At 65.3% G+C, this 12,354-nt stretch carries 11 protein-coding genes; 3 read left to right on the top strand and 8 right to left on the bottom strand.

All coding sequences use genetic code 11. The annotated features are described in order from the left end of the window. Positions 1-186: 186 nt before the first annotated feature. The gene (rpsO, locus tag J8I35_RS22135; protein ID WP_006398792.1) at positions 187-456 is read right to left on the bottom strand and encodes a 30S ribosomal protein S15; all 270 of its coding nucleotides are present in this window, start codon (positions 454-456) and stop codon (positions 187-189) included. Positions 457-563: 107 nt separating this feature from the next. Next, positions 564-1,823 carry a branched-chain amino acid ABC transporter substrate-binding protein gene (locus J8I35_RS22140; RefSeq protein ID WP_209926897.1) on the bottom strand — a complete coding sequence of 420 codons (1,260 nt, stop codon included), beginning with the start codon at positions 1,821-1,823 and terminating at the stop codon, positions 564-566. Positions 1,824-1,989: 166 nt separating this feature from the next. Here J8I35_RS22140 and J8I35_RS22145 point away from each other — a divergent pair, with 166 nt between their 5' ends. The 3 genes from J8I35_RS22145 to J8I35_RS22155 all read left to right on the top strand — a co-directional run bounded on the left by J8I35_RS22145 (position 1,990) and on the right by J8I35_RS22155 (position 5,130). After that, complete coding sequence (locus tag J8I35_RS22145; RefSeq protein ID WP_050016457.1) at positions 1,990-2,502, top strand: hypothetical protein; 513 nt, start codon at positions 1,990-1,992, stop codon at positions 2,500-2,502. A gap of 383 nt (positions 2,503-2,885) precedes the next feature. Continuing rightward, positions 2,886-3,539: a carbonic anhydrase gene (locus tag J8I35_RS22150; protein WP_209926899.1), complete on the top strand. Its 654-nt coding sequence runs from the start codon at positions 2,886-2,888 to the stop codon at positions 3,537-3,539. A gap of 40 nt (positions 3,540-3,579) precedes the next feature. Then, on the top strand, positions 3,580-5,130 hold the full coding sequence (locus tag J8I35_RS22155) for a SulP family inorganic anion transporter (RefSeq protein WP_050016455.1): 1,551 nt from the start codon (positions 3,580-3,582) through the stop codon (positions 5,128-5,130). A gap of 85 nt (positions 5,131-5,215) precedes the next feature. Here J8I35_RS22155 and J8I35_RS22160 read toward each other — a convergent pair whose 3' ends face one another. The 6 genes from J8I35_RS22160 to J8I35_RS22185 form a co-directional block, all read right to left on the bottom strand. Further along, positions 5,216-6,760, bottom strand: a complete 1,545-nt coding sequence (locus J8I35_RS22160; protein WP_209926900.1) for a 2-isopropylmalate synthase — start codon at positions 6,758-6,760, stop codon at positions 5,216-5,218. 330 nt (positions 6,761-7,090) lie between these two features. Further along, on the bottom strand, positions 7,091-7,963 hold the full coding sequence (pssA, locus tag J8I35_RS22165) for a CDP-diacylglycerol--serine O-phosphatidyltransferase (protein WP_050016452.1): 873 nt from the start codon (positions 7,961-7,963) through the stop codon (positions 7,091-7,093). A gap of 15 nt (positions 7,964-7,978) precedes the next feature. Continuing rightward, positions 7,979-8,623 (bottom strand): phosphatidylserine decarboxylase, encoded by a 645-nt coding sequence (locus J8I35_RS22170; RefSeq protein WP_006491035.1) that lies wholly within the window; start codon positions 8,621-8,623, stop codon positions 7,979-7,981. 139 nt (positions 8,624-8,762) lie between these two features. After that, complete coding sequence (ilvC, locus tag J8I35_RS22175) at positions 8,763-9,779, bottom strand: ketol-acid reductoisomerase (RefSeq protein ID WP_034190794.1); 1,017 nt, start codon at positions 9,777-9,779, stop codon at positions 8,763-8,765. A 106-nt stretch (positions 9,780-9,885) separates the two neighbouring features. Beyond that, positions 9,886-10,377 (bottom strand): acetolactate synthase small subunit, encoded by a 492-nt coding sequence (ilvN, locus tag J8I35_RS22180; protein WP_006750445.1) that lies wholly within the window; start codon positions 10,375-10,377, stop codon positions 9,886-9,888. Positions 10,378-10,478: 101 nt separating this feature from the next. Next, entirely contained in the window at positions 10,479-12,242 is a 1,764-nt protein-coding gene (locus J8I35_RS22185; RefSeq protein ID WP_027786860.1) for an acetolactate synthase 3 catalytic subunit, read from the bottom strand. Positions 12,243-12,354: the final 112 nt, after the last annotated feature.

Genomic DNA, 12,354 nt, shown 5'->3' on the forward strand with positions numbered 1-12,354 from the left:
CAGCGCGGCGCTCAAGCAGCGACGCGCTGGAATGACACAAATCCTGCCCCGGTATCGGTCGTGGCGGCGGCCCCGTACGAACGTGCGGGAGCGCCTGCGGTGCGTGTGACGCTACGCACCGCGCAAAAACAAAATGCCTGTATCAGCGGACTGACACAGGCATCTTGCTGGCGGCAATCGCCTCGATTACTTACGCAGACCCAGCTTCTCGATCAGTGCGCGGTAACGGTCGGCATCCTTGCCCTTGAGGTAGTCGAGCAGCTTGCGGCGGCGGCTCACCATGCGCAGCAGGCCGCGGCGGCTGTGGTGATCCTTCGCGTGGGTCTTGAAGTGACCCGTCAGTTCGACGATACGTGCGGTCAGCAGTGCGACCTGGACTTCGGGCGACCCCGTGTCGTTGGTACCGCGGGCGAACTGAGCAACGACTTCCGACTTCTTGATATCTGCAACAGACATGTGATTTCCTTTCTAACTGAACAGGCGGACACGGAAGAATGGCCGTGCCGTGACTTACAACCGGCGCGCATTGTAGCACAACTCGGTGCCGTTCTTGGCGCTTCCCGTCACGGGCGCGTCATCGAGCACGTCGACGGCATCTCCGTGCGTTGCGCCGGCACCGCGAGCACCGTCCGGAAGCCGTAGCCCGATCCCTCGTTGTCGAAGCGCACGCCCGGCGTGCCGGCCTTGTCCATTTCCATCACGTAAAGGGGCTGGATCAGCTGGTGATCCTGCGCGCGCATCCGCGACGCGTGGAAGCCGTCGTCGAACGACAGCCCCTCGAGCGCACGCGCGACCGCGACTGGGTCGGCCGAACCCGCACGGGTCATCGCGGCGGCCAGCATCTGGATCATCTGGCTCATCCGCCGCACCGGGTAGTCGTCCTGGGCGGCCGGAAAACGGGTCCGGAACGCACGGTAGAACGCGTCGGACGCGGCGCCGCCCGCGTTCGGGTGCCAGTCGGCTACCGCCACGACGCGGCCGACACCCGCGTCGCCCAGGGCCGCCGGCGCGCCGAGGCTGTTGCCGTAGAACGTATAGAACTTGGCGTTGAGCCCCTGTTCGCGCGCCGCCTTCACGAGCAGCGTGAGGTCGTTGCCCCAGTTGCCGGTCACGACGGCGTCCGCGCCGCTCGCGCGGATCTTCGCGATGTACGGCGAGAAATCCTTGATCCGGCCGATCGGGTGGAATTCGTCGCCGGCGATCGTCACGTCCGGGCGCCGCGCGGCCAGCGCCTGCCGCGCGAGGGTGCTGACGTCGTGACCGAAGCTGTAGTCCTGGTTCAGCAGATAGACCTTGCGCAGCGCGCGATCGCGCGCCATCACGTCCGCGAGCGCCGCCATCCGCATGCCGGCATGCGCATCGAAGCGGAAATGCCAGAAACTGCAGCGCGCGCCGGTCAGCGCCGGATCGTCGGCCGAGTAGTTCAGCAACAGCATCCGGTTGTCCGGATCGCGTGCGTTCAGCTTGTCGAGCGCCGCGACGAGCGCGGCCGCGACGGCCGAGCTGTTGCCCTGCGCGACGAAGCCGACATGGCGGTCGGCGGCCGCGCGCAACTGCACGAGCGCCTCCTCAGGGCTGCCCTTGCTGTCGAGCACGACGAGCTCGAGCGGGTGCGCGCCGTCGCGCAGCTTCACGCCGCCCGCCGCGTTGACCTGCTCGACGCCGAAGCGCAGGTTGCGCTCGACCGCCGCGCCCGCGTTCGCGAACGGGCCCGACATCCCTTCGATCAGTGCGATCCGCACCGGCTCGCCGCCGGCAAACGCGGACGACACCAGCATCCACCCCGCGCTCCACGCGAGCGCGCATCGCTTCCATCCGTGCATCGCCAACCTGCCCTTCAATCTGCCCGAGAAGCGCGGATCATAGGCCGCCGCGCCCGCGGCCCGCAAGCGCGACAGCGCGCGATCCGCACCGATTTTTTCCGCCCGATGCGCGATCGCGCGCCGTCCGTGATAAAACGGGACCTGTTTCCGTGTTCTGGAGAATCCGATGCGCTCTCGCATTCCCGCGCGCCTGCCCGTGCTGGTCGCCTGCGCCGCCGCGCTGCTGGCCGGTTGCGCGCAACCGTGGCAGCAATACCAGGCCGGCCAGGACGAGTCGGCGATCGTCGCGCGCATGGGCCCGCCGCGCGAGATCTATGACCTGCCGGGCGGCGGCAAGCGCCTGATGTGGCCGACCCAGCCAATGGGCGAGATCACGGTCGCGGCCGACGTCGACGCGGCCCACCGGATCGTCAACGTGCGCCAGGTGCTGCAGCCGAGCGAGTTCTATCGCGCGGAGATCGGCAAGTGGACGAAGACCGACGTCCTCGTCAATTTCGGACGCCCGGTCGAGACCTCCTACTTTCCGCTGATGAAGCGCGAGGTGTGGACGTACCGGTATCTCGAGGACAACGTCTGGTACATGATGTACAGCTTCTACTTCGATCCGCAGGGCATCCTGCGCACCACGCAGAAAACGCCGGACCCGCTGCACGATCCCGATCGCCGCACGCTGTTCTGACCGATTGCGCATTGACGCGCAATTGTCGCAATGGCCATTCACGAATGATTGCGTGAATGGCCATTTCATTTTTTCCGTCGTGTTATTTAATTTCAGAAATAAGACGGAAAACTTTTCCGATCGTTAATATTTCGATGGCAATACGCTGAACGGCCCGTCATGCGGGCGCCTGCGCATAAACAGGCATGCCCCGCGCATGTCATGCGTCTCGCTGGTGCATGCAATGCACTACGCTCAATCAATTTGAAACAATTTGTTTCAACCCACCCGGAGTGCTAGGGCATACCCCTAATATCAGTCGAAATCGAACCTTTCAACTTAGAAAGAATGTCGGTACGCCATTTCGATCGATATTTATTCGCCTTGTTCATAAAGGAGTCCTCATGAACCGCCCCAAGAGCATGCTGGTTGCCAACATTGCCTGGGCCCGCGAGACGCGCGAACACACGCCCGGCTTCTTCGACGCGCTCGCGCGCGGCCAGAATCCGCGCGTACTGTGGATCGGCTGCGCCGACAGCCGCGTGCCGGCCGAGACCATCACGCACTGCGCGCCCGGCGAACTGTTCGTCCATCGCAACATCGCGAACCTGTTTCATCCCGACGACGACAATTCCGCCAGCGTGCTCGAGTACGCGGTGCGGGTGCTGAAGGTCGATCACGTGATCGTGTGCGGTCACTACGGGTGTGGCGGCGTGCGCGCATCGCTGCTGCCGCCGCCCGCCGACCTGCCGCACGTCGCGCGCCGCATCGCGCCGCTCTGCGCGCTCGCGCGGCGCCATCGCGACACGCTCGACGGGCTCGACGACCTGGCCGCCGCCGATCGCCTCGCCGAGCTGAACGTGCTCGAACAGGTGCGGCTGCTGCGCGCGTCGCCGATCGTGCGCGGCCGCGAACGACCGCCGCTCGTGCACGGCTGGATCTTTTCGCTCGCCGACGGCCGCCTGAAGGAGCTCGATTCCGGCTATGCAGCACCGCCGGCCGAAGCCGAGCCCGAGCCCGAGCCGGAGCCTGTTGCCGCCGCCGCCGCGCTCGGTTGACCCGCGCCCTGCCCTCCACGCCAACGAAACCGCCCCAACCATGAAACTGAACGAGCGCCTGTCCACCCTGCCGCGCGACATCGTCGCCGGTATCGTCGTTTTCCTCGTCGCGCTGCCGCTCTGTCTCGGCATCGCCAATGCCTCCGGCGTCGAACCGTTCGCCGGGCTCGTGTCCGGCATCGTCGGCGGCATCGTCGTCGCGCTGCTGAGCGGCTCGTCGCTGTCCGTCAGCGGGCCGGCCGCCGGCCTCGTCGTGATCGTCGTCGAAGGCATCGCGCAGCTCGGCAGCTTCTCCGCGTTCCTGCTCGCGGTGTTGCTGTCCGGCGTGCTGCAGTTCGGCTTCGGCATGCTGCGCGCCGGCCGCTTCGCCGCCTACGTGCCGTCGCCCGTCATCAAGGGCATGCTCGCCGCGATCGGCCTGCTGCTGATCGTGAAGCAGATTCCGTTCGCATTCGGCATCGGCGGCGCGGCTTCGCAATCGTTTGCGAACTGGCTGACGCTGCCGACCGCATGGGCCGCCACGGCCATCGCGGTTGCGTCGCTGGCGCTGCTGATCGCGTGGGACACGCCGGCACTCAAGCGCTTCGCATGGGTGCGTTCGGTCCCCGCCCCGCTCGCGGTCGTCGTGCTCGGCATCGGCGCGACGCTCGTGCTCGGCATGGTCGCACCGGCAGCCGCACCGGGCGCCGCGCATCGCGTCACGCTGCCCGAATTCGACTCGTTCGCGACGCTCGCGGCATCGCTCAAGCATGCGGAGCTCGGCCCGAACTTCGCGCACCTGGTCAATCCGGACGTCTGGCGGGTTGCGATCACGCTGGCGGTCGTCGCGAGCCTCGAGACGCTGCTGTGCCTCGAAGCGGTCGAACAGATCGATCCGAAGCGGCGACCGACCCAACCCGATCGCGAACTGAAGGCCCAGGGCGTCGGCAATCTGGTCGCGGGCGCGGTCGGCGGCCTGCCGATCACGTCGGTGATCGTGCGCAGTTCGGCCAACGTCAACGCAGGCGCGCAAAGCCGGATGTCCGCGATCGTGCACGGGATCCTGCTGCTCGCGAGCGTGTTCGCGCTCACCGGCCTGATCAATCTGATCCCGCTCGCGAGCCTAGCCGCGATCCTGATCCACACCGGTCTGAAGCTCGCGAAACCGGCGCTGTTCCGCTCGGTGATGAAGCAAGGCCCGGCCGCGTTCGCGCCGTTCGCCGCGACGATCGTCGGCGTGCTCGCAGTCGACCTGCTGTTCGGCATCGCGCTCGGCCTCGCGTGCAGCGTGCTGGCCGTCGCCGTCGCGAACCTGAAGAGCCCCGTCACGCTCGCGCAGCATGACGACCACTTCCTGCTGTCGTTCCGCAAGGACGTGTCGTTTCTGGGCAAGGTGCAGGTCAAGCACCACCTGCGCCACATTCCGGACCGGGCGGCGGTGATCATCGACGCGACGCGCGCCGACTACATCGATCACGACGTGCTCGAACTGCTCGATGCGTTCGTCGCCGATGCGCCGCGGCGCGGGATCGCGGTCGAGTTCCGCCGGCGCCAGCCGGCGCCACGCGCGGCTGCGCGCCGCTGGCTGTTCCGCGCGCCGGCCGCCGAATGAGCGGCCAATGAAAAAACGCCTCGGGCGGCGCAGAGCCGCACGGGGCGTTTCGGGACTGCCTGATGAGCGCGGCGGCGCGCGCAGCTTACGGACGCTGCGGGTTGACCTTGTCGTCCTTCGAGTGCAGCTTGTTCAGCGCGGAAATGTACGCTTTCGCGGACGCGGCGACGATATCCGGATCGGTACCGACGCCGTTGACGATCCGCCCGCTCTTCGACAACCGGACCGTCACTTCGCCCTGCGCCTGCGTGCCGGTCGTGATCGCGTTCACCGAGTACAGCAGCAGCTCGGACCCGCTGCCGACTTCGCCCTCGATCGCATTGAACGTCGCGTCGACCGGGCCGTTGCCGCGCGCCTCGCCGGTCACTTCCTTGCCTTCGACCGCGAACACGATTTTCGCCTGCGGCTGCTCGCCCGTTTCCGAACGCTGCGACAGCGACACGAACTTGAAGTGCTCCTGCTCGTGCGCGAGCGCCGATTCCTCGGACACGATCGCGATGATGTCCTCGTCGAAGATCTCCGCCTTGCGGTCGGCCAGATCCTTGAAGCGCATGAACGCGGCATTCAATTCGGCTTCGCTGTCGAGCGATACGCCGAGTTCCTGCAGGCGCTGCTTGAACGCGTTGCGGCCCGACAGCTTGCCGAGCACGATCTTGTTCGCGGTCCAGCCCACGTCTTCCGCACGCATGATCTCGTAGGTGTCGCGCGCCTTCAGCACGCCGTCCTGGTGAATGCCCGACGCGTGCGCGAACGCGTTCGCGCCGACCACTGCCTTGTTCGGCTGCACGACGAAACCGGTGATCTGCGACACGAGCTTCGACGTCGGCACGATTTGCGTCGTGTCGATGCCGACGTCGAGGCCGAAGTAGTCCTTGCGGGTCTTCACGGCCATCACGATTTCTTCGAGCGACGTGTTGCCCGCGCGCTCGCCGAGGCCGTTGATCGTGCACTCGATCTGGCGCGCACCCCCGATCTTCACGCCGGCGAGCGAGTTCGCGACCGCCATCCCGAGGTCGTTGTGGCAATGCACCGAGAAGATCGCCTTGTCCGAGTTCGGAATGCGTTCGCGCAGCGTCTTCACGAGGTTGCCGTACAGCTCCGGCACGCCGTAGCCGACCGTATCGGCGATGTTGATCGTCGTCGCGCCTTCGGCGATCACGGCTTCCAGCACGCGGCACAGGAAATCGAGATCCGAGCGGCTGCCGTCTTCCGGCGAGAACTCGACGTTGTCGGTGAACTTGCGCGCGAAACGCACCGCGAGACGCGCCTGCTCGAACACCTGGTCCGGCGTCATCCGCAGCTTCTTCTCCATGTGCAGCGGCGACGTCGCGATGAACGTGTGGATCCGCGCGCTGTTGGCCGGCTTCAATGCGTCCGCCGCGCGCTGGATGTCCTTGTCGTTGGCCCGCGCCAGCGAGCAGATCGTGCTGTCCTTCACGAGACCGGCGATCGTGTGGATCGCGTCGAAATCGCCGTTGGAGCTGGCGGCGAAGCCGGCCTCGATCACGTCGACCTTCATCCGCTCGAGGTGCTTCGCAATGCGGATTTTCTCTTCCTTCGTCATCGACGCACCGGGCGATTGCTCGCCGTCACGCAACGTCGTATCGAAAATGATCAGCTTGTCTGTCATGGGGGGCTCCAGGGCTCTTTTATACGGAAGTCAAACGTAATGAGATCGCGCCACCGCTGGCGACGCTCAACAACAGACGAGGCTTGAGACGGGGGGCGAGAACGGTCAGCGCGGCAGGCGCGCCAAAGCTAGCGCGCGTAGCGGCGCACCGGCTAGAAGGAGGGAGAGGCGGGGAAATGCAGTCATGCCGAAGACTATAGCGACATTCCGCTGGCCGCGCAATCGGACGGCGCCCGGGAATCGACGCGGTCCGGCCAGAAAAAAGGGACAAATTAAAACGGCGGCCCCGAGGCCGCCGTTTCCGGGCAGATCGCAGATCGCGCGCGGATGTCAGTGATCGCGCTGCGACGAGCGCGCCGGGTTCGCCCGCCCGCGAATGGCCTGGTAAGCCCAGAACACATAGCCGGACAGCCCGTACAGCACGAACAGGCAGAACAGCATCAGCGGCGGATCGGACGACACGAGCACGAACGCGACGACGACGAGCAGGATCGCCGCGAACGGCACGCGGTGCCGCACGTCGAGCGCCTTGCCGCTGTAGAACGGTGCGTTCGACACCATCGTCACGCCCGCGTAGATCGTCAGCGCGAACGCGACCCACGGCAGCCAGCCAAGCTTCATCGGCACGCGGTTGTCGGTCGCGAGCCACACGAAGCCCGCGATCAGCGCGGCGGCGGCCGGGCTCGGCAGCCCCTGGAAGAAACGCTTGTCGACGCTGCCGATGTTCGTGTTGAAGCGCGCGAGGCGCAGCGCGGCGCCCGAGCAATAGACGAACGCGGCGAGCCAGCCCCAGCGGCCGAGATCCTTCAGCACCCATTCGTACATCACGAGCGCCGGCGCGACGCCGAACGACACCATGTCCGACAGGCTGTCGAACTGCTCGCCGAACGCGCTCTGCGTATGCGTCATGCGCGCAACGCGCCCGTCCATCCCGTCGAGCACCATCGCGACGAAAATCGCGATCGCGGCGATCTCGAAGCGGACGTTCATCGCCTGCACGACCGCGAAGAAGCCGCAGAACAGCGCGGCGGTCGTGAATGCGTTCGGCAGCAGATAGATGCCGCGCGTCTTCAGGAACCGCTGGCGCGCGGCGCGGCGGCTTTCGAGCGGCGCCGCATCGGGCGCCATCACCTTGTTGCGGCGGAACGGGCGTGGCGTCTGGCCGGAGCCGTTACGCGGCCGACGCGGTTTGAATGCGGCCATCGTGCGCCCCGCCGCTTACTGTTCGAGCTCGGCGAGGATCGTCGACGACGCGTAGACCTTCTCGCCGATCGACACCTTCGCGCGGCTGCCGAGCGGCAGGTACACGTCGACGCGCGAACCGAAGCGGATGAAACCGTAGCGCTGGCCGCGCGACAGCGGCTCGCCGGCGCGCACGTAGCAGAGGATCCGGCGGGCGATCAGGCCCGCGATCTGCACGGACGTGACGGTCTTGCCGCTCGCCGTCTGGATCACGACCGCATTGCGCTCGTTCTCGGTCGACGCCTTGTCGATCGCCGCGTTCAGGAACGCGCCCGGGAAGTACTCGACCTTGCTGATCGCGCCGTCGACCGGCGAACGCTGCGAATGGACGTTGAAGACATTCATGAACACGCTGATCTTCAGCGCTTCGCGGTTCGCGTACGGATCCTGCGCGGTCTCGACCGCGACGATGCGGCCGTCCGCCGGGCACAGCACCGCGTTCGGCTGCGCCGGGATCGGGCGCTGCGGATCGCGGAAGAACTGGACGACGAAGACGAGCAGCAGCCAGAACGGCCACGCGAAGCCGAAGCCCCCGACGGCGTGGATCAACAGCGCGATGACGGCTGCAATCGCGATGAACGGCCAGCCTTCGCGCGCGATGATCGGATGAGGATAGTTCATGGGTTCGTTCGGTGTTCGGTGAATTGCAAAGCCCGTAGGATAGCAAAAGCCGCCCGGGGCACTGCTGCCTTCGGACGGCTTTTTGATACCGACCCTCCACTCGAAGGGCCGGAACAGCACGTTTTGCTTCTATCGGTGCTTAGTTCTTCGTCTGGTCGACGAGCTTGTTCTTCGCGATCCACGGCATCATCGCGCGCAGCTTCGCGCCGACCTGCTCGATCTGGTGCTCGGCCGTCAGGCGGCGGCGCGACTGCAGCGTCGGCGCGCCCGCCTTGTTCTCGAGAATGAAGCTCTTCGCGTACTCGCCCGTCTGGATGTCGGTCAGGCACTGCTTCATCGCCTTCTTCGTCTCTTCCGTGACGACGCGCGGGCCGGTCACGTATTCGCCGTACTCGGCGTTGTTCGAGATCGAGTAGTTCATGTTCGCGATGCCGCCTTCGTAGATCAGGTCGACGATCAGCTTCAGTTCGTGCAGGCACTCGAAGTACGCCATTTCCGGCGCGTAGCCGGCTTCGACCAGCGTCTCGAAACCGGCCTTGATCAGCTCGACGGTACCGCCGCACAGCACGGCCTGCTCGCCGAACAGGTCGGTTTCGGTTTCTTCACGGAAGTTCGTCTCGATGATGCCGGCACGGCCGCCGCCGTTCGCCGCCGCGTACGACAGCGCGATGTCGCGCGCCGCGCCCGACTTGTTCTGCGCAACCGCGATCAGGTGCGGCACGCCGCCACCTTGCGAGTACGTGCCGCGCACGGTGTGGCCCGGTGCCTTCGGCGCGATCATGATCACGTCGAGGTCGGCGCGCGGGATCACCTGGCCGTAGTGGACGTTGAAGCCGTGCGCAAACGCGAGCGCCGCGCCCTGCTTGATGTTCGCGTGCACTTCCTTCGCGTACACGTCGGCGATCTGCTCGTCCGGCAGCAGCATCATGACGACGTCCGCGCCCTTCACCGCTTCGGCGACTTCCTTGACCGACAGGCCGGCGTTTTCAGCCTTGCTCCACGACGCGCCGTCCTTGCGCAGGCCGACCGTCACGTTCACGCCGCTTTCCTTCAGGTTCAGCGCGTGCGCATGGCCTTGCGAGCCGTAGCCGATGATCGTGACTTGCTTGCCCTTGATGAGGGAGAGGTCGGCGTCTTTGTCGTAGAAAACGTTCATGATGGTTCCTTCGCTAATTCAAAAAATTCAATGATTCGTTCGGATGGAGTACTGCGGGCCGGGACATGACGGCGCACCCGGCGTGCCATTTCTGGCTATGTCGGCATCACACCTTCAGGATGCGCTCGCCGCGTCCGATGCCGGAGCTGCCGGTGCGCACGGTCTCGAGGATCGCGCTGGCGTCCAGCCCCTGGATGAATGCGTCGAGCTTGTCGCTCGCGCCCGTCAATTCGATCGTGTAGGTCTTTTCGGTCACGTCGATGATGCGGCCGCGGAAAATGTCCGACATCCGCTTCATTTCTTCGCGCTCCTTGCCCACTGCACGTACCTTGATCAGCATCAGCTCGCGTTCGATGTGTGCACCGTCGGTCAGGTCCACCACTTTCACCACCTCGATCAGGCGGTTCAGATGCTTCGTGATCTGTTCGATCACGTCGTCGGAGCCAATGGAAACGATGGTGAGCCGCGACAGCGATTGGTCTTCGGTCGGCGCCACCGTCAAGGTTTCGATGTTGTAGCCGCGTGCGGAAAACAGACCGACCACGCGCGACAGCGCACCCGGTTCGTTCTCCAGCAGGACGGAAATGATGTGTCTCATGTTCGCTTCTTCCAGAATGTGTCCGTGTCGATTCACCCGCGCCGCGCGCCGCACCGCCCTTCGTGAAGGCGGCCGCATCGGGCCGGGCGCGCGTCGCGCCGTTACAGATCTTCCGATCCGAGCAGCATCTCGGTGATGCCCTTGCCGGCCTGTACCATCGGCCAGACGTTTTCGGTCGGATCGGTCTGGAAGTCGAGAAACACGGTGCGGTCCTTCAGGCGCAGCGCTTCCTTCAGCGCCGGCTCCACATCCGAAGTCTTTTCGATCCGCATGCCGACGTGGCCGTACGCTTCGGCAAGCTTCACGAAATCGGGCAGCGCATCCATGTACGAATGCGAATAGCGCTTGCTGTATTCGATCTGCTGCCACTGGCGGACCATGCCGAGGTAGCGGTTGTTCAGCGAAATGATCTTCACGGGCGTGTCGTACTGCAGGCAGGTCGACAGTTCCTGGATGCACATCTGGATCGAGCCTTCGCCCGTGATGCACAGCACGTCGTCGTCCGGATGGGCCATCTTGACGCCCATCGCCGCCGGCAGGCCGAAGCCCATCGTGCCGAGGCCGCCGGAGTTGATCCAGCGACGCGGCTTGTTGAAACGGTAGAACTGCGCGGCCCACATCTGGTGCTGGCCGACGTCCGAGCACACGAACGCGTTGCCGTCCGTCAGCTCCCACGCCTTCTCGACCACGTACTGCGGCTTGATGATCTCGCTTTCGCGGTCGTATTTCAGGCAGTCTTTCGCGCGCCAGCCCTCGATGTCCTTCCACCATTGCGCGAGCGCCTCGGTGTCGGGGCCATGCTCGGCCGTCTGCAGTTGCTCGATCAGCTCCTTCAGCACTTCCTTCACGTCGCCGACGATCGGGATGTCGACCTTCACGCGCTTCGAGATCGACGACGGGTCGATGTCGATGTGAATGATCTTGCGCGGGCGCGACGCGAAGTGCGCCGGGTCGCCGATCACGCGGTCGTCGAAGCGGGCGCCGATCGCGATCAGCACGTCGCAGTGCTGCATCGCCATGTTCGCTTCGTAGGTGCCGTGCATCCCGAGCATGCCGAGGAATTTCTTGTCCGACGCGCGATAGCCGCCGAGGCCCATCAGCGTGTTCGTGACCGGGTAGCCGAGCAGGTCCGCGAACTGGTTCAGCTCGCGCGACGCGTCGGCGAGGATGATGCCGCCACCCGTGTAGATGTACGGACGCTTGGCCGTCAGCAGCAGCGACACGGCCTTGCGGATCTGGCCCGAATGGCCCTTCGTGACCGGATTGTACGAACGCAGCGACACGCTCTTCACCGGCTCGTACTGGCACGGCGTCTTCGAGATGTCCTTCGGGATGTCGATCAGCACCGGGCCAGGACGGCCGGTGCGGGCGATATAGAACGCCTTCTTGACAGTTTCCGCGAGGTCGCGCACGTCCTTCACGAGGAAGTTGTGCTTCACGCACGGACGCGTGATGCCGACGGTGTCGCATTCCTGGAACGCATCCTGACCGATCGCGGCAGTCGGCACCTGGCCGCTGATCACGACCATCGGGATCGAATCCATGTACGCCGTTGCGATGCCGGTCACCGCGTTGGTGACACCGGGGCCGGACGTCACGAGACAGACGCCGACATTGCCGGTGGAGCGCGCATACGCATCGGCTGCGTGCACGGCCGCCTGTTCATGGCGCACCAGCACGTGCTGAATCTTGTCCTGCTTGTACAGCTCGTCGTAGATGTAGAGAACCGAGCCGCCGGGGTAGCCCCAGATGAATTCGACGTTTTCGTCGGCCAGTGCCTTCATGAGCACGGTACCGCCGATGGAGTCGCTATCGGGAGGGGAAAGGGGTTCCGACGTGGAGAATTCCGCGCTGGGCATGTTCATTTTGACCTTTCGAATTTTCGGCAAAAAATTGATCGGGTGCTCTCTGCCGGGCTTGTGGCTCGGGTTCAAGCGGCGCGTCCAGTTTGAAGGGCGGGCTTCTTGGGCCAGCCTC

This window comes from Burkholderia sp. CpTa8-5, from assembly GCF_017815045.1.
Taxonomy (GTDB): Bacteria; Pseudomonadota; Gammaproteobacteria; order Burkholderiales; family Burkholderiaceae; genus Burkholderia; species Burkholderia sola.